Genomic DNA, 18,051 nt, shown 5'->3' with positions numbered 1-18,051 from the left:
CATGGGCGTCGACAAATACTGGTCCCCCGTCAACCGCGTCGACAACGCATACGGCGACCGAAACCTCGTCTGCACATGCCCCCCAATGGACGCATACCAAGACGCAGCTGAATAAAACAAAACCACCCCCCCCGCCACTAAGGCGGGGGGGGTATAACAACCTAAATCTGGCCAAGCCGTAACGGGATCAATCCGTTCAAAGCAACTGGAGGAACAATGAAACACTATGTCCTCGGAAACGACCATGCTCAACTGGCCAGAACGACAACAGAACGACAACGGAACATTGACGTTTTTCTGAACGGCTCCGAAGCGGAAGCTTCTTCCGAGATGGTTGTTGAGTTTTTTCAAGCTCTGAATGACCTGGTTGAAGATCACAGCTATGTCGTAAACATCCGTTGTGCCCCGAAATCCTCGGCGGGTGATCCGATGTACTGGTCAGGCAGAACCGCGATCTTCTGGGGCGACATTCACAAGACCTGGCTCAACGACAAAACTGATACGACGCGGTTGTCGCAAGTTCTCAACTTGGCGTCCCGTTCCATCTTGGTTGGTGGGGCAGTCATGCTATTGGCGCACGCCGGGAGGGAAGACCTGCCTGTTGCCGCAATCCACCCCAACTTCTCGGCCGCAGCGCAGGAAATCGGATTGGCAGACTGCCACCAGTCCTCACACCGATCACCTGGCGGCCGGGTTCACAGCGCCGCGACCAAACTAAGCGCTTTGCGGTTGCTGACGGAATTTGTGGCACTGGATCACGGGGAACATCTGGCTGAAACCTTGCGCAGCTATATCGGTTTGACCGAACCGAAGCGCAGCTGTGCTAGTCAGCTTGCAACCCGGCTCATCCAAAGGTCGGGGGCGGACCCTTTGGTGCGGCAAGTGATCGAGATGATGCTGAACAACGTGGAAGATCCGATGAAAATATCCGATCTTTCCGAGGCTCTCGGCGCATCTACACGCCAGCTGCAGCGACGTTTTCTGAACAAGACAGGGGTCAAGCTGCTGACCACCTATCGCGAGCTGCGGTTGGAACGCGCCTACAGCCTGATGCGATACACTGATATGCCGCAGCTTGAGATTTCGGCGGCGACAGGCTTCTCCTCTGCTGCCGCATTGGGACGCGCGTTTAGAGCGCAATACAAGACGACACCCGAGGCGGTTCGCAGTTGCCGCTTTACAGGTGAGTTATCGGATTTGCAGGCGCCACACTAGGCGGCCAGACACCTGGCGCAAGGCTTCAGCGTAAACACTTCTAAGTCCCTGCTGTTGTACTCAGTTTTCCGGGGTGGGCTTTCACAGGCATCTCTCCTCGTACCCAACCCTATGCCGCAGGGCTTGCCTGTATTCGGTTCTTGGGATTTTCTGGTGCAGCCCACCAACCACAAGGCCGAGCCAGAATGAAACTTGAATTTCATCACATCAATTTTGTCACTGATGATGTGGAGCGTTTGCACCGCTTCTATACTCAGGTTCTCGGATTGGACGACATCCCGATTGAGAATTTCCCGCGGCCAGACGAGACCGGCGACAAAGGCTACAGCGGGAAGATCCGATTTGCGACGGACGGCGGCATGCAAATGCATCTGGCCGAAAAGAACCTCGATGTCGCCTTCAAGCATGGCGAAACTATCAACCCGGTCGAGCGCGGCCATATTGCCTTCCGCACCGATGATATCGAAGCCTTCAAAAAGTTGCTGGACGAGAACGGAGTTCCTTATTCAGATTACGGCACCGCCTTCGCGAAAGAGTGGCATCAACTGTTCTTCCATGACCCCGAAGGCAATATTATCGAAGTACATCAGGCACTTTGACCTACTTGGGAGGCAATGATTGAAACAGGCCGTACTCGTCGTCGACGTCCAACCCTGCTTTGATCCTCCCCAGTGGCTGGTCGAGCGCAGCCGGTTATTGGCAGCCAAATTCCCTTCGGTCGCGACAGTCGAACGCCATGATGAGACCAAGGTTCCGTTTTTTCGACAGCTTGGGTGGAAGCCCCGATCTATCGACGACAGCCTTGTTCAGGCGGATCGTACAATTCTGAAATACGGCTATGGCCCGCCCCCGGAAGTGATTGACCAGTTTCACAGCTGGAAGGCCGACCGCGTACTGGTGTGCGGCATTCAGGCCGATACCTGTGTGCTGGCCGCAGGATTCGCCTTATTTGACGCAGGCCTTCAACCGACCATAATTGCCGACACGGTTGTCGGGTCTTCGCTGGATCGCAGCGGCAAGCTGGGCGTGGACCTCTGGCGACATCATTTTGGTCAGGTGATTGAGAAGCACTCGGATATTTTATGACGTCGCAATCCCTGTCCGTATTGGAGAGGAGAGCCATAATGACCTCGAAACATATTCTTAAACTAACGGCCCTTGCTATTGTCGCGGCCGGACATTGCGCAGCAGCCTATGCGGAAGGCTTTTCACTAACCGGCCAGTATGAAGGGATATACGCCTGCGACAGCACGACGGGCGGGGTTCCCTCAAGTTGGTCAGATCCGATGACCGCAGGTATTGTTCAGGACGGAGATCGCATCTCCATCGACCTGCTTTATACTGATAAACAAGAGCTTGGAGCGGAATACTCGCTTTACACCGGCTCGATTGCATTGGACCCAACGGGCACGCTGGTCAGCGGGTATTTCGAAGCCTGCGGCGGGACATTTCCATCGAAGGAACTGGCTCGGATATTCCCGGCTGCCACGGACTCATCATTCAGTTTTGCAGTGACCAGTGTTTGGTCCTCGGATCAGGTGCCAAACCTGCCGGGTCTGACGGTTCAATCCTGCACCTGGAGCCTGAAACGCGTGTCCACAGAAACGCCCAAAGTCAGGCCGTGCGAGACAGCGGACCGCTAGGCGCACCACCCATCTGGACTCATTTATTAAGTCCAGATGTTTAAATTGGATCCAAAATGCCCATATAGCCCCAATCTTATAACTCAACCGTGCCCGAGCGGGTGTGATCCACCCGGCAAGCCCCAAAACAGGATGGTCCCGATGAATTTTATTCTACGCGGTAGCCTGGTTACTCAAATCATCATCGGCCTCGTGGCCGGTGCCCTTCTCGCCACCCTCTGGCCTGCCGCCGGTTCAGCCGTCGGTCTGCTGGGTGACTTCTTTGTCGACGCACTGAAAGCCGTCGCGCCCGTTCTGGTGCTGATCCTGGTCTGCGCCGCGATCACCAACCACAAGAAAGGCAGCGAGGCCCGGATGGGGCCGGTGGTACTGTTGTACATCCTTGGTACATTTGCGGCTGCTCTGGTTGCGGTGGCGGCCAGTTTCATGTTCCCGGTCACGCTGCACCTGACCGGCACGCCCGAGCTTATGAATGCACCTGATGGGCTGGCCGAGGTTGTGAAGAACATCCTTCTCAAGATCGTGGACAATCCGGTGAATGCCCTGGCACAGGCCAATTATATCGGCATTCTCGCTTGGGCCGTTGGTCTGGGGTTGGTCTTCCGTCATGCCAGTGACTCGACCAAGACTCTGATGTCCGATCTGGACGGCGCAATCACCAAGATCGTATCCGTCATCATCCGGATCGCACCCATCGGTATCTTCGGCATCGTGGCCTCGACCATTGCCGAAACTGGCTTTGAGACGCTTGCCAGCTATGGTCAACTGCTGGCGCTGTTGATTGGCTGTATGGCCTTCATGGCGCTGGTAGTGAACCCGCTGATCGTGTTCCTGCGCATCCGCAAGAACCCCTATCCGCTGGTCTTTACCTGCTTGAAGGAATCCGGGATCACAGCCTTCTTCATGCGCAGCTCGGCCGCGAACATTCCGGTCAATATGGAACTGTGTCGCCGTATGGATCTGGATGAAGAGACCTATTCGGTCACCATCCCGATCGGTGCCACGATCAACATGGCTGGCGCGTCCATCACCATCACCGTGATGACACTGGCGACCGTGCATACCATGGGGGTTCAGGTAGACTTCCTCTCGGCCCTGTTCCTGAGCATCATCGCGTCGATTGCGGCCACCGGAGCCTCGGGTGTTGCAGGCGGGTCGCTGCTGCTGATCCCGATGGCTGCCAGCCTGTTCGGAATCGACAATGCGACGGCCATGCAGGTGGTCAGCATCGGTTTTATCATCGGCGTCCTGCAGGATTCGGCGGAAACGGGTTTGAACTCGTCAACCGACGTACTGTTCACGGCGGCCGGATCGTACAAGCAAGGCGATCCGTATCCGCGAAAACTGCCGATGGCGGAGGTCCCTGCCTAAATTGGCTATTGCCGCTCTCCCACAACCGCAGTCTTACTCTGCGGTTGTGGGTTCTTCTTTGACCCACCCAGCGGCGCGCATGGCTGATGTCAGTTCCTGAACCGGTGCTGGATCGGCAAACACCCTGCTTTTTAGTGCCTCTAAAGGGAAGTTCGGCCAAGTCTTTGCATAGATATCGGCCAACCTGCGCGCCTCGGCCTGATCTCCATTGTTCCAATGCGCTGCCATTAAATAAGCTGTGGAAATCGGCCCAAAGGGGCCTCCACGTGCGATTGTATCTTCGAATACTCGAATGGATCCCGCATAGTCGCCCGTGTGGAACTGAGCTGCGCCCAGCGCATTTCCCGCCACCGATCCGCCACCATGTTCTGCCATTTTCTGATATCGGTCGGCATTTGAAAGAACGCGGTCGAAATTCAACGTGTAAAGCGAGATCAGGGCGTCAAACTCAGCGATATGTGGATCATTGGGGGCCGTGTCAGTTGCCCGCCGCGTAAGATCGGTGGCTTTGTCAAAGTGACCGGCGGCAAATTCGGACCACGCGCGCGCAGACAGCGCCCATGGCGCATCAGGGGCCAGTTCCAGTGCATGAGCGCTGTTGCCGTCGGCGGAACTAAGCAATTCCTCGGCTCCGGAATCCCAAAACTGCAGAATGGCAAGCATCGTTTCGACCTGCGCCGCACCCGCATACCCGCAGAAATACAGCGGGTCTCGTTGTTTCGCTGTTTCGAAAACCAGCAAGGCGGGCCGCAGGCGCGACAAATCCACGACCGGGAAAATCAGATCCCGCCCTGCGTTGCACAGATTCACCGCCTCGACGCGGGTTGGAGAGACGTCATAGATCGTCGACTGATCTCCTACGCGGGGTGTCGGGCCATTCGAGGTTGTTGCGAAATAGAGTCCGACACCTAACGCGACCGCACCGAGAACCGCGCCGACCAGATACAGACTCGGTACGCCACGGCGCCCTCCGTTTGCGCCCGTCAGGAACTCCGGCGCGTAGCTTCCAACCGGTAGTGAAATGACCACCGGATCGGACGAACCCTCACCCCCATAATACGCTTTGAGCTTACGCCGCACGCGCCCTGCATCGACGCGCACCACCCCTTCACGCCGGGACAGATCATCGGCGTCGTAGCCATAAACATCCATGGCAATCGTCTTGGCACGAATTTCATCGGTGCGCCCAGCCAGCGCCTCGGTCACGACATACGACAGGAACGACTGCATCCGCGCCGATCCTTTGAAATCTTTCGACGCGAGCACTCGTTCAAGCGCTGTCTTGATCTGTTCCGTTGGGAACGATCCTGCATCCTTCCGCGCGTTTTCTTCTGTCGAGGCAGTCAAGAACTATCCTTTCAAGGTAAGGACTTGGCAGCATGTTGCTACGGTAGCATGCGGCCTTTTACGTTCAAGACATATTCTTTGGCGGGCATGTTTGAGGAGCGAATCCAGCGGGAACCGCCCTATGACAGATGACGATTTCTTTGACGCACAGTTTCCCGGCACAATACATCGGCTGCGTGCCATGCGCACCCGAGACAAGGAATTCGATCAGATTTGCGCCGATTATCACGAAGTCTTTTCGGAACTGGCCCTCGCCCCGCAAGCAGCAGGCCAATTGCAAACCCGTTACCTCGCGGATCTGGCCGAAAGCGTCTCGGATTTACGAAGCGTTATTGAAAAGCGATTGCAAGCCTCTGACGGCAAGAATGAGTGAAAGGTTGACTATGAAACTCCATACCCTCCTGCCCCTTTTAATCCTCACCGCCAGTCCCGCAGTTTCTCAGGACGCTCCGATCATTCACGATGGCGAGTTCGAGTACCTGCGCGCGCAGTTCGGTGAAACTTGGGATGCGCAAGACGCTGAGATTGACGCCAGACTGGCCGAGATCCGGGCCGCCAATGGCGGTCAGCCCCCCAATCTCCTCTACATCCTGATTGATGATGTGAGCTTCGGGCAGATGGGTGACCGCAAGATGAACTACGTCATGGGGATCGAGACGCCGAACATCAACCAACTGGCGACTGAAGGCCTGTCCCTGATGCGGATGTATACCGAGCCCTCCTGCACCCCCACACGTACCGCCTTGCTTACAGGCCGTCACCCGGTGCGCGCCGGTGTTGAAGAGGTCAAGGTGGCACTGGTGGGTGAAGGCCTTCCAGCCTCCGAAGTCACCCTGCCCGAAATCCTGAAACAAGCAGGCTACTCTACCACTCATGTCGGAAAGTGGCATCAGGGTGATATCGAACAATCCTATCCGCACAATCAGGGCTTTGACTGGGCCGCCTTTCCCCTGCACCAGCAAGTCCAGCTGAGCCTCATGACCCCCGAGGCGATGCGGTCCAATGCCATGCTCGGCTATGTTCCCGAAGGGCAGAACAACCAGTTCCTTCTGGACGAGCGTTTCAAACCCTATGGTCTGGTCACTGGAGTCGAAGCTGAGGCTGGCGGTTTGGCACGCGAAGTCGACATGGCGGCGGGTGAGGTCTGGACCCAGGCGAAGTATGAGGAAATGAACCTGCGCTATCAGCAGCAGGCACTGGAACAGCTCCAGCGCGTCGCTGCAGACGATACGCCCTTTTTCCTGCAATACTGGCCGCTCTACCCGCTGAACTTTGTCTATGCCGACCAAGCGATCTCGCGGAATGGCGGGTTCCATGCGGACAAGCTACAATTGCTCGACGGCTGGATTGGTGACCTCCTGCAGGCGCTGGACGAAACCGGAAAGGCGGACAACACCATAGTGATCCTGATGGCGGACAATGGTCTAATGTACCATTACGAAGGCACCTCAGGCCTGAATCAGCTAATCTATCGCGGCGGCAAAACTCAGCACCTTGAAGGCGGCGTGCGCACCGATGCCTTCATCCGTTGGCCCAACGTAATCGAGCCAAACAGCGCCGCGGGCGACATCTTTCACGTCTCGGACATTTTCACCACGATGGCTCGGATCGCCGGAGCCACGGACCATATCCCGCGCGACCGGGTGATCGACGGCATAGACCAGACTGCTCTGCTGTTGAATGGTGAAGGGCATGGGCGGCGCGACTATGTCTACGTCTACGAAGGTCCGGTGCTGCGATCCGTCGTCAAGCAGGAGTTCAAGATGCACCTGCCTGCCCCCGGACAGCCCGGCGCAGCGGCACCCACCTACAACATTTATCGCGACCCACGTGAGAAACATCCGCTGGTTGGGTACTCTCTTTGGGCCGGGGCATCCTTTCAGGACATGATCAAGCGCCACCAGAAGATGATCGCGAAATACCCCCATTCCGAAATCGGCAAGGGCCGCCCTTATGAGGGGATCGAGAATCTACGCCCGGAGTCGGAACTGACGCGCGACGTGTTCATGAGTTGGCAGTGACGCAGTTCCGTAGAAATTTCAGAACAAGTATCGTAATGTTTTAATGTGAGATTACTCTGCGAAGACAACCGTGGGGCGTTCTGACAGCAGAGGGGGAGTACGGAATGGATTTGAGATGGTGGATTGCGGTGACAGCAGGCCTTGTGGCCGCACCAGCTGTGGCACAGGAAAACCCAATTCAACACGATGCGGAGTTTTACATTCTTCAGGCACAACACGCCGAACAATGGGCGCAGGATGACGCTGCCGTAAATGAGGCGCTAGCGTCGTTTCGTGAGGGGAACGGGGGCAAACCTCCGAATATCGTCAGCGTATTGATCGACGACATGGGCTTTGGCGACATGGGTATTCCCGAACTTAACGCCGTGCGGGGATACGAGACGCCAAACATCAACGATTTCTCGGATCAGGCCATGCGGATGGTGCGAATGTACACCGAACCGTCTTGCACGCCGACCCGAGTGGCGCAGATGACCGGACGCTTGCCAGTGCGGATGGGCATGGGCGACACCACCGTTGATATTGCAGGATTTGGCTTGCCTGGGGGTGAAGTGACGCTGGCCGAGGTTCTGAAAGAAGCAGGCTATGCCACCAGCCATGTGGGCAAATGGCATATGGGCGATATCGCAGAAAGCTGGGCGATGAACCAAGGGTTCGACTATGCCCAACACGCCATTCACCAACAGGGTCAGCTGACCATCTTCAATGATGACGCAATCAAGGAGCAGGTTTCGGTCGCGATCCGTGACTTCGATGACAAGTACACTCTGGACGGCTGGTTCCGCCCGGATGCCGCCGCGATGATGACCGTGATCGAGGGCGAAACCGGCAGCCCGATCCGCGAAATCCGTATGGAACCCGGCGAACGCTGGAACGCCGCCAAATATGACGAGATGAACCAGGCGTTTCAGGACAAGACGTTGGAAGAACTGGACCGCCTCGCTGGCGGCGACGCACCGTTCTTCCTGCAATACTGGCCGATGATCCCGCTGGACAACACCCGTGCAGGACGGTCGGGACCGGAAAGCGTGAATGGCGGACTCTATGTGGACAAGATGCAGCTGCTCGATGAGTGGCTGGGTGACCTGTTTGCCCGGATGGATGAGCTGGGGCTGACGGAAAACACGGTGGTCGTGGTGATGGGCGACAACGGCCATTTCACCAAATACGCGCCCCAATCGGGCTTCACGCCGCTGATCTACGCAGGCGGCAAGGGCGACACGACCGAGGGCGGCGTACGCGTCGATGCTTTCATCCGCTGGCCCGGCATGATCGAAGCCGACGGGCTGCTGAACAGCATCATCCATGTCTCGGACCTATATACGACTCTGTCCCGCTTTGCCGGCGCCGACCAGCATATTCCGCGGGACCGTCTGGTGGACGGGGTGGACCAGTCGGCCGCCTTGCTGTTTGCCGATGAAACCAAGGCGCGACGCGATCACGTGATCATCTATTCGGTGGCAAAGCCTGAGGCTGTCGTAAAGGACCAGCTCAAGCTGAAACTGCCGGGACCCGGCGAAAGCGCGATTTTGGCAAAGTTCTTCGATCTCTACAGGGACACGCGTGAAGAATATTCGGTCTCGACCGAGGTTGGCGCTTGGGGCGGGCAGGAATTCGCACGAATTCTGGGCCGTCATATGGCCCGGAAAGAGAAATACCCCGACACCACTCCCGCCTATGGCGTGCCCTATGAGGGAATTGAGAACATCCGCCCTGAAACCCAACAGGCCGTCGACGCGTTCATGACCAAACGCGCCTCGCCGCAGCAGTAACGCCAATCAGGAGGTGCATATGGTTGGAACTATATTATTCGCCCTTGGCTTGGTTGTCTCGCTTGGGATCGGTTTTGTCTATTTCCGGGATTTGGGCGACATCTCACAGATGCTGTTGAAGGTTAAGCGTGAGAATATGGTACGCTTTATCCGGCACGAATACCGCCTGATTGCCATTGGCCTCGGCGGGTTCACTGTCGCAACGCTGGCACACTTCATACTAGGTGGCGGGCCATTCTGGTTGTGGATCGTCTCGGCGTTGCTGGTTCTGTTTCTCTATGGTTTTCCCTATGTCTGGGTCCATCTGGGCCTGCGCAACCAATTGAATGACGCGGCCTTCTTTCCCATCAGCGAAGCGCAAAAATACGTCGGCCCCACCGCGCCGGTCCTCGTGATCGACAATAACGGCCATGCCCGCGCGCACCCAGATGCGCAGATCATGCGCCCGCATTTGGCCGGAGATGTGGATGGGCTGGGCGGCGAAGACGTGGTGATGACCTATTGCGCGATGGCAAACCTCGGTCAAGGCTACACCCCCCGGATCGAAGGCAAACGACTGGACCTTGAGGTTCTGGCCCAGCACGGCAACAACCTGATCCTGCGCGACAACGAATCCGGCGAGCCGATCCAGCACATCTATGGCTTCCGCGAGGCCGAACGAGATCCGGACCCGGACGGCCTCGCCTGCCCCCTGCGACCCGAGGCGCAGATGAAACCCTGGCCGACTTACCGCATGACATTCCGTGGATTCCAGAAGGCGTTCCCTGATGGTGAGGTCTTTCTGAACATGCCGTCCCCCAATCCACTGTTGCGGCTGTTGGACATGGTGACCGAGATCACATTCGGCTGGGGGATCGGCCGCCAGCATCAGGAAGATGCGCCCGTGATGGACAATATGGAACGTTCGGATGATCGGCTGCCGAACAAAACCTATGTCTGGGGGATCACCGTCGGCAACGATGCCACCTGTTGGACGGATGATTTCGTCGTGGACAATGACTGGGTCGTCAACGCCACTGTAGGCGGGCGCGACGTCGTGGTCAGCCTGGACCCGAAATATGAAAGCCTCGGCGTCTGGTACAATGACAGCGGCGTACCCGTAACGCGCTGCGATTTTTGGGGCATGTCGGATCAGGGCAAGCTGCAAAGGGTCGAGACCCTGCGTGCAGGTGTTTTCTGGCATGTATGGTCCGAGTTTTTTCCGAACACCGACATCAATCGCGTCGGCGCTGGCATTGGGCAATCAGATGGCGTCGCAGCATGATCACTATTTCAGCGGTAAAAGAGGATTAAAAGGAAGGGATTGGATGGAACGCATACGAGGTATCAAACCAGGCGCGCTTGCAGCGGCTGTATTTGCATTCACGGCAACGTCGGCCGCAGCGCAGGAATCCGGGTGGTCATACGAGGCCACCATATATCTATTCATGCCCGAAACAGAGACCAAATTGGACACCCCTTTGGGCACGCTAGATGGCACATTGAGCTTTAAGGATGCGTTGGAAAATCTGGATTTTGCTTTCATGGGTGCGCTGGCTGCAACAAACGGGCAATGGAGCGTGCTGGCCGATTACAACTATACCAACCTCTCTTTCAGCAACACCACGTCAGGACCGGCAGCGGGAGAATTGGAAACATCGGTCAAAACACAGTTCCTGACGGCGCTGTTGGGTTACCGGGTACGCGACGATCAGTCTGTAGCGGTGGACTTGGCGGGTGGCTTCAGGTGGTACAGTACAGACACGGAATTCAGTCTGACGCCTAGCGGGCTACCCGAACGTACGAATGATGCTGACGCTAGTTGGGTCGATCCGGTCTTGGGTGTTCGCGCCCGGTTCGCCTTGTCGGACTCCTGGACCAGCACGGCCTACGTAGACTATGGAGGTTTCCGCAGTGGCAGCCAGACTTGGTCGGTTTTGCTGACAGCTGACTACGCCATCAACGAAAGATGGGTAATACGTGGGGGATACCGTTACATCTCATTCGAGCACGATATTGACGGCAGTGATTACGAATTTGATCAGTCCGGCCCGCTGATTGGTGCCGCTTACAGGTTCTGACAGTTCGAGACCAAGCTCACTTCTTAACCGTGGGCACGAGCGCGATCAGTTGTAATGGCCGCAAGCGTCTGCGCGTGATACCCGGCTGCATTGTCGAGCCAGTTTAAAAAATCCTGCGTGATTTGCGTGAAATCAAGACGCTCTTCCGGGATTGAAAATACTCGTGCGAAGGCCGGAAGTTTGGGGCTGATCTCTAACAGTAATATCGCGCTGCCTACCACAATTGTTGCGCTGACCAGCGGTGAGGACGCCAGTTCATAGCTATGAGTCGAAGCAACCCAAACCGCAAACCCCAGCCGTGTAACGGCGACCGCATCTGTGATCCGCCGCAAACGCGGCAAAAAATAGGTTGTCAACGCGGCTGCGCCCATAACGGCTGCCATGTAGATAAGACCGATTATGATCGGAACAGGTATTCCTCCTGGAGTAATGCCCATATGCGAGTACAAGGCCACGCCCGCCACAAACGACAAAACACCGATAAACGCCAGCCTGCGCCGTTCAAGGTAGACATGCCGAAATATGGACTGCATCGATCAAATCCTCTCAGATGTGTTAAAAATGAACCTGAAAGATGAATTTGTGGTTGATCTGACAAAATATAGGCAGAAGTAAGACTTTGTTGAAAATCCGTGATCAGTGCACGATCACTTGTGCTGAAATCACTCTTGCAAACGTGAAAATCGACGTTTTGCTATTTTATTAGGCACCTCAAAAAGCCGGGGCAATCATGGTCGCATAGTTGTTGGCCAACATCGCAGCATCTGAGCGGTTGAATTTGACAGAAGGCAGTGCCTGCATGTCGACCCGTGCGATGCCATCAAATAATTTCGTTGGATCAACTGTCAGATGAATCTGGCCATTTGTTTCCGTCAGTACGTCTGCTGGAAGCGAAAACGCCACCTCTCGCGCATTTTCGGAGAACCCAACATGATAGACCAGCGGTGAAACATCCTGATCCACTTGCAACGCACCTTCGAAGACCACGAACTTATAGCCAACCTCCCAGTTCCACGCCATCTGGCTGTTGGGATCGAGATCGCCCCGCACGTCGATTGACTCATTCGCCGCCGGGTCCACACCGATCAGAAACCGGACGGTATCAATTGAGGTCAGTGGCACTTCGGGTAGAGTGATGGAATGCGTCTTGTCCGCATTGTCGAAGCGCAGCAGGTGATAGCTCTCCGGCTCAGCGAAGGTCTGATCGCCTTGCCCAAACGACAGGTTACTCAGGTAGAACCTGAAATCGCGGACCCTGAATTGACCCGTCCCACCCGGGTTGTCATAGACGAACTGATCGTAGACCAAAGGTTCGCCCTCCATTTCAGCATGAAAAGTGATCGTGATCGGCATGGGTTTCTTCTGCCCCGGGTTCAGGACAACCCACCCGATGATCACGATCGCACCGGCTAGCATTCCAAGAAAAAATCGCATCAGGAACCTCCATCAAACGGGTTGGAAAACAGGGGGTTGGTCAAAAACGCCTTGTCTGTCAGCGTGTGAAGAAAAGCGATGATGGCCTCCATCTCTTCGCTTGTCATGCGCAGACCGACGGTGTCTTGCCCGGCCTCGGGCGCGTTATCGGCCTCAAGGATCAACGGGCTAAGCGTGTCACTGACCACGATACCGTCATTGTAGTGCGCCATGACGTCCTCAAGCGTTTCGAACCGACCGTCATGCATGTAGGGCGCTGTGACGGCGATGTTGCGCAAGGTCGGCACCTTGAAGAACCCCTTATGCGCTGGGTTTCCGGTCACAGCCATCAGACCATCTGGAAGGGTTTCCTCTGGGTCCAGCCCATTGTTGGAAAATCCGTCCAGAGCATCGCGGAACCCTGAAGTCAGGAACTGGCTGTGGCAATCAATGCAGTTTCCACCCCTTAGGGATATCTTGGTGTCTGGATGCGCCATGAACAACTTGCGCCCATGTTCCTCTTGCGCAGTCAGCCGGACCTCACCCCGCAGATACTTGTCGTATTTCGAGTCTGACGAGATCAACATCCGCATGAACGTCGCCAGAGCATTGGCCATGTTCTCGGGCGTGATCGATCCATAGGCCTGGCGGAACATCTCGCGATACACAGCAGAGGCGCGAAGCTCGTCCATCAGAGCGCCGATGTCCTGCCCCATTTCGTCGGGGTGCTGGATCGGCATCAGAGCCTGGTCCTCAAGCGACGCCGCGCGGCCATCCCAAAAGAACCTCTCCTGCCCCCACAGCAGATTGGCAAGGCTCATCGAACTAAAGTCTAATTCGCCCCCCGACAGAGACGGAGATTTCGCCCGCCCGTCAGTGAAGGCCAGCGCCTGCACGTGGCAGGTGGCGCAGGACACCTCGTTATTTCCGGACAGCAAGGGATCATAGAACAGGTGTCGGCCCAGCGCGAAGGCTTCCTCGGTCAGTGGGTTGTCGGGTGGAACTGCAAAGCGCCCGAACACAAAAGGTGCAGAGAAATCGGCGATTGGCGTTGCAACTGGATTTCGCGCCCGATCCCAAACCATCCACCCCATCGCCGCAATTCCGGCGGCGATGGCGAGGATCAAAACAACCCGAAGCATGACGCCACCGGATCGTCAGTGGTGGTGGACAAAGCCAGAGCCAAACAGCCCTTCGAGGTTTTCTATCCCCTTGTTATAGCGATCCTTGATATTGACCGAGGCCAGACGCTCACCGGTTTCAAGATCGTGAACCGTAATCGTATGACTGTTTAGACCGGCGATGAAATCCACATCGGTCGGGTCATCGTCCGCAGCATTGCCCAAATTCAGAAGGTTGTTCTGAATCGCAATCAGATCGCGCCCCGAAGCCGAGGTGAAAAAGATCATATGATGTGCCCCCGGATCGGCGACGATATCCGGGCCGCTGGACACCAGTTCGGGCAAGGCCGCCAGCTCATAGCGTTTCACCACACCCGGCAGGGCATGTGAGATGAACAACTCATCCTCAGTCCCGTAAAATTCCAGTGGCACGGCTGTTTCGTTGGCAACGCCGCTATAGATTACCTCGGCCTCACCAAAGGTTTTCGAGCTGGCGTCATAGGGCACTTTCCAGGTCTCAAACCCAAACATCGTATTGGCCAGAATGGCGGGTTCGATCTCGGGATGCATGCTGGGTCGGGCAAACAGCACCTCAACAGGTGACGACGGGAAGTTCAGCGGTTTTTCCTTCTCGACCAAGATATTCTCGATGGGCTCCAACTCGTTCAGATCAATGATCGTCAACACATTCCCGACTCCAGTTTTCAAATCCGGGTGCACCGTCGAGGTGACAACCATGCGGTCTTCAAAGGCGGAAATACCGTGCGGATACATGATATAGGGCGCGCCCTCGCCAACCTGACTTTTGCGCGCTTCGATAATCTTAACGACCTCGTTGGTTTGGGTATCGAACACACCGACCGAGCCACCGTCATCTCCGCCAGTCCCTCCAAGGAAGGTCACGAACATATATTCCTGACCGTTGGAATTTGCCCACATGATGTCTTCACCCACCATCTGCCCCTGAGTGTCCAAGCAGGTAAAGCCTGAAATCACAGGCGCGCCGCTGGCGTCGCGGGACAAGCCGACCTCAGCCAGACTACAGGACGGATCAAGCCCGGTGGAATAGAGCCGGCCATTCGGGCTGTAATACAGGTGGTGCAGAGGATGCACCATCTCGGGCTGTTCAACTTCGCTGAGGATTTCTCCAAACCGGTCGGATTCTGGATCCAGTTCGATGATTGCAACGCTGTGGCTTGTATCCAACGTCGGCAACCCGCGCAGCAGAACCATTCCCTGACTTTCCTCACGGTCCTGAGACAACGCAGGGGACAGGCCAGCTAGTACTAGGCCCGCTCCGATCAGGATGCTGTGTTTGAAATGATTGAAATGCATGACTACCCCCTTTTGATGCAGTTTCGAAACAGTTCAGAGTGGGATGCGCCTTACTTTACGTCATACCATATCTCTGGATTTGCACCAAATTTTAAGGGGGCACGCGAATGCGTGTTTGTCAGAGTTTCAGATCACCGATGGAGGTCACTCCAATCTGGGCCATTGCGATACTGAACTCATCACTAAGAACATCCCAGAGCTGCTGGAGACCCGCTTCACCGGCGGCAGCCATAGCAAATTGCATGACGCGGCCAAAAAACACAAAGTCCGCGCCCACGATCAGCGCTTTGACGACGTCTTCGCCCGACCGCAACCCGCTATCGTAAAACACCGGGTAGTCATCACCCACCACAGCCCGGATTTGCTGCAAGGCCTCAAAAGCTACCGGTGCGCTGTCCAACTGACGCGCCCCGTGGCTTGAGACCTGAACAGCATCCGCTCCAGCGGCTTTCACGGCCAGGGCGTCCTCGGGATCGAGAACGCCTTTGACGATCAGTTTCCCATCCCACTGATCCCGCAGCCGGGCGAGCGTCTCCCACGTCGCCTTGGCCCGACTTTCGGTGCGGTCGAATTCGTACCCCTCCATCAGGAAATTGGCCATCTGCGGTTTTCCAGCCGTCAACGTCGCGATCGACCACCGTGGATGCAGGGCAAAGTCGATAAACTGACGCGCCCCGATCCGGAAGGGCATCTTGAACCCATGGCGCAACTCGCGAGGGCGGCGGCCAACCTCGGGCACATCCACGGTCAGGACCAGAGTTTCATATCCCGCAGCCCGCGCGCGCTCGACCAGCTTAAACGTTCCTGCCCCATCCCCGCTGAAATAGAGTTGGAACCACGCATTCCCCTCAGCGGCTTCAATCACCTCTTCCATCGGGGACGAGGCCACCGTCGACACGCCGAGCGGCACCTCGTAGCGCGCCGCCAAACGCGCCAACATCAGATCGGCCCCGGGTGTTGACAGGTTGCACATGCCCATTGGTGCGATGCCAAAGGGACGTTGCGCGGGTTTACTGAACAATGTGGTCGCGAGGGACCGCTCACTCACATCTCGCAACACGCGTGGGCGCAGGGTCATCGCGTCCAACGCGGCGCGGTTACGGGCGGCTCCGACCTCGGCCCCCGCAGCGCCGTCGATATAGTCGAACACCATCCACGGCAGACGCCGCCGCGCGATACGGCGGGCGTCCTCGGCGCTGTGGATGGCGCTGGCTGGCATCAGGCCTGAACGGCCTTCATGAAGCGGTCGCGGATCACCACCGGGTCCATCGTGATCGGAGGCATCTTGGCATTACCGCTTTCACATTTGCTGACGATGATTGTCATCTGCTTGGCGTCCAGCGCCTCTTGCAGAACCCGACCGGTATCCTCGGCCTGGCATTCGATAACGCGGTCACAGCCCGCCGCCTCGGCCATTTTCGCCAACGATGTTTTCTGACCCGCATATGTCGGCTGATCGCCGGTAGAGCCATAAGACCCATTGTCCACGATCAGCAGGATGTAGTTGTCCGCCACATTGTTGGCGATGGTCGGCAGCGTGCCCAGATTGGTCAGGACCGAGCCGTCCCCGTCAATCACGATCACCGGTTTCGGCTGCGACAGCGCCAGCCCGAGGCCAATTGACGAGGCCAGACCCATCGTGCCCAGCATGTAGAAATTGGTGGGTTGGTCGTCGATGGCGTGCAGTTCCTGGCTGGGAATGCCGATATTGCAGACAACCAGTTGGTCCCGCAGGATCGGGGCGATTTCTTTCAAAATTTCAGAACGGATCATTGGTCGCCGTAGCCTCCCCAGAAATTGGCGTCGGTCAGGATGGCGACCGGTTTGTTGCACATGAAAGTGTATTTCAGGATCGCGTCCAGTTCCTCGACATCCGCCTGATGGTGGAAGTGGTAGGTCGGGATATTCAACTGCGCCAGCAATGCCTTGGTATGCACGGCCATTTCCACCTGACAGGCAATGGGTTCGCGCAGCTCTCCGCGATAGGAAATTAACATGGGCAGTGGCATGCGGTAAAACTGTATCAGCGTTGCCAGCGTGTTGATGGTCACGCCAATGGCCGTGTTCTGCATGATGATCGCCGGGCGCTTGCCGCCCATCCACGCGCCTGCGCAGAGGCCCATGCCCTCGTCCTCCTTGTTCGAGGGGATGTGATAGATGCCATCGCGCTGGTCGATTTCATCTATGACTCCAGCCAATTGCTTACACGGCACGGTGGTTACAAACGAAATATCGTTTGCGACCAGATCGTCAGTGATCTTCTTGTCTATGTTCATATCCGGTCTGTCAGTCCTGTTTGGGGCGCCTTGGGCGCGATTGACGGGTTAAATCCTACGATGAACATGCACCGCGCATCCGGCATGGCGAACGACCCGCGATGCGGTCGAGCCAAGGAAATAGTCGCTGAGGCCCGGCTTGTGCGAGCCGATGACGATGCAGTCAAAGTCGTTGCCATTGGCGTAGTCAATTATGGTCCGGGCGGTATGCCCCTTTACGATCTCGGGTGTAACGCCCTCCAGCCCTTCGGTTTTTTCCCGAAGAAGCATATTGGCCGCACGAAAACCCTCGGCGACCATATCCTTGTCCAGATAGGCACTGACCGAGCCCTGTGGCATCTCATAGACGTGCAGCGCCACGATTTCGCCATCTGCCGCAGATAGGGCGCGCGCCACATCGAGCGTGTGCTTCGAAATGCCGTGATCAAGCGCCATTGGAACAAGAATTTTCTTATACATGAATCCCTCCATTTCCAC

Annotated in this window: 19 protein-coding genes; 10 read left to right on the top strand and 9 right to left on the bottom strand. The window is 56.6% G+C overall.

What is annotated here, in order from left to right; translation table 11 throughout:
• Positions 1–216: 216 nt before the first annotated feature.
• The 5 genes from ABLN94_RS14620 (at position 217) to sstT (ending at position 4,229) form a co-directional block, all read left to right on the top strand.
• Positions 217–1,215 (top strand): helix-turn-helix domain-containing protein, encoded by a 999-nt coding sequence (locus ABLN94_RS14620; RefSeq protein ID WP_352993481.1) that lies wholly within the window; start codon positions 217–219, stop codon positions 1,213–1,215.
• Positions 1,216–1,400: 185 nt separating this feature from the next.
• A complete protein-coding gene (locus ABLN94_RS14615) occupies positions 1,401–1,814 on the top strand; it encodes a VOC family protein (protein WP_352993479.1) in 414 nt (137 codons plus the stop codon).
• Positions 1,815–1,833: 19 nt separating this feature from the next.
• On the top strand, positions 1,834–2,301 hold the full coding sequence (locus tag ABLN94_RS14610; protein WP_352993478.1) for a cysteine hydrolase family protein: 468 nt from the start codon (positions 1,834–1,836) through the stop codon (positions 2,299–2,301).
• Between the two features lie 38 nt (positions 2,302–2,339).
• Positions 2,340–2,858, top strand: coding sequence for a hypothetical protein (locus ABLN94_RS14605; RefSeq protein WP_352993477.1), 519 nt, complete (start codon positions 2,340–2,342; stop codon positions 2,856–2,858).
• A 141-nt stretch (positions 2,859–2,999) separates the two neighbouring features.
• On the top strand, positions 3,000–4,229 hold the full coding sequence (sstT, locus tag ABLN94_RS14600) for a serine/threonine transporter SstT (protein ID WP_352993475.1): 1,230 nt from the start codon (positions 3,000–3,002) through the stop codon (positions 4,227–4,229).
• Between the two features lie 33 nt (positions 4,230–4,262).
• On the opposite strand, the gene ABLN94_RS14595 is transcribed toward sstT, so the two are convergent.
• Positions 4,263–5,576 (bottom strand): tetratricopeptide repeat protein, encoded by a 1,314-nt coding sequence (locus tag ABLN94_RS14595; protein ID WP_352993473.1) that lies wholly within the window; start codon positions 5,574–5,576, stop codon positions 4,263–4,265.
• Between the two features lie 121 nt (positions 5,577–5,697).
• Between ABLN94_RS14595 and ABLN94_RS14590 the strand changes: the two genes are divergently transcribed.
• The 5 genes from ABLN94_RS14590 to ABLN94_RS14570 all read left to right on the top strand — a co-directional run bounded on the left by ABLN94_RS14590 (position 5,698) and on the right by ABLN94_RS14570 (position 11,429).
• Positions 5,698–5,949, top strand: a complete 252-nt coding sequence (locus tag ABLN94_RS14590) for a hypothetical protein (RefSeq protein WP_352993471.1) — start codon at positions 5,698–5,700, stop codon at positions 5,947–5,949.
• A gap of 10 nt (positions 5,950–5,959) precedes the next feature.
• Positions 5,960–7,597, top strand: a complete 1,638-nt coding sequence (locus ABLN94_RS14585) for a sulfatase-like hydrolase/transferase (RefSeq protein WP_352993469.1) — start codon at positions 5,960–5,962, stop codon at positions 7,595–7,597.
• Between the two features lie 104 nt (positions 7,598–7,701).
• Positions 7,702–9,369, top strand: coding sequence for a sulfatase-like hydrolase/transferase (locus ABLN94_RS14580; RefSeq protein ID WP_352993467.1), 1,668 nt, complete (start codon positions 7,702–7,704; stop codon positions 9,367–9,369).
• Positions 9,370–9,388: 19 nt separating this feature from the next.
• Positions 9,389–10,633, top strand: coding sequence for a DUF3179 domain-containing (seleno)protein (locus ABLN94_RS14575; RefSeq protein ID WP_352993465.1), 1,245 nt, complete (start codon positions 9,389–9,391; stop codon positions 10,631–10,633).
• Between the two features lie 43 nt (positions 10,634–10,676).
• Complete coding sequence (locus ABLN94_RS14570; protein WP_352993463.1) at positions 10,677–11,429, top strand: outer membrane protein; 753 nt, start codon at positions 10,677–10,679, stop codon at positions 11,427–11,429.
• A 23-nt stretch (positions 11,430–11,452) separates the two neighbouring features.
• On the opposite strand, the gene ABLN94_RS14565 is transcribed toward ABLN94_RS14570, so the two are convergent.
• The 8 genes from ABLN94_RS14565 to ABLN94_RS14530 all read right to left on the bottom strand — a co-directional run bounded on the left by ABLN94_RS14565 (position 11,453) and on the right by ABLN94_RS14530 (position 18,033).
• Entirely contained in the window at positions 11,453–11,962 is a 510-nt protein-coding gene (locus tag ABLN94_RS14565) for a hypothetical protein (protein ID WP_352993461.1), read from the bottom strand.
• Positions 11,963–12,140: 178 nt separating this feature from the next.
• Positions 12,141–12,863: an MbnP family protein gene (locus tag ABLN94_RS14560; protein ID WP_352993459.1), complete on the bottom strand. Its 723-nt coding sequence runs from the start codon at positions 12,861–12,863 to the stop codon at positions 12,141–12,143.
• Positions 12,863–13,984, bottom strand: a complete 1,122-nt coding sequence (locus ABLN94_RS14555; protein ID WP_352993457.1) for a cytochrome-c peroxidase — start codon at positions 13,982–13,984, stop codon at positions 12,863–12,865. Before ABLN94_RS14555 ends, ABLN94_RS14560 begins: the two co-directional genes overlap by 1 nt.
• Before the next feature lie 15 nt (positions 13,985–13,999).
• Positions 14,000–15,298, bottom strand: a complete 1,299-nt coding sequence (locus tag ABLN94_RS14550) for a hypothetical protein (RefSeq protein WP_352993455.1) — start codon at positions 15,296–15,298, stop codon at positions 14,000–14,002.
• A gap of 118 nt (positions 15,299–15,416) precedes the next feature.
• Positions 15,417–16,517, bottom strand: a complete 1,101-nt coding sequence (locus ABLN94_RS14545; protein ID WP_352993453.1) for an alpha-hydroxy acid oxidase — start codon at positions 16,515–16,517, stop codon at positions 15,417–15,419.
• Positions 16,517–17,071, bottom strand: a complete 555-nt coding sequence (gene comE, locus ABLN94_RS14540; protein WP_352993451.1) for a sulfopyruvate decarboxylase subunit beta — start codon at positions 17,069–17,071, stop codon at positions 16,517–16,519. Before comE ends, ABLN94_RS14545 begins: the two co-directional genes overlap by 1 nt.
• Positions 17,068–17,574 carry a sulfopyruvate decarboxylase subunit alpha gene (comD, locus tag ABLN94_RS14535; RefSeq protein WP_352993449.1) on the bottom strand — a complete coding sequence of 169 codons (507 nt, stop codon included), beginning with the start codon at positions 17,572–17,574 and terminating at the stop codon, positions 17,068–17,070. The genes comE and comD overlap by 4 nt, the downstream gene beginning before the upstream one ends.
• A gap of 48 nt (positions 17,575–17,622) precedes the next feature.
• Positions 17,623–18,033 carry a universal stress protein gene (locus ABLN94_RS14530; protein WP_352993447.1) on the bottom strand — a complete coding sequence of 137 codons (411 nt, stop codon included), beginning with the start codon at positions 18,031–18,033 and terminating at the stop codon, positions 17,623–17,625.
• Between the last annotated feature and the right edge of the window lie 18 nt (positions 18,034–18,051).

Source organism: Ruegeria sp. SCP11 (genome assembly GCF_040329455.1).
Lineage (GTDB): Bacteria > Pseudomonadota > Alphaproteobacteria > Rhodobacterales > Rhodobacteraceae > Ruegeria > Ruegeria atlantica_E.
The sequence above is the reverse complement of the archived record's forward strand: the minus strand, read 5'-3'. Positions and strand labels throughout refer to the sequence as shown.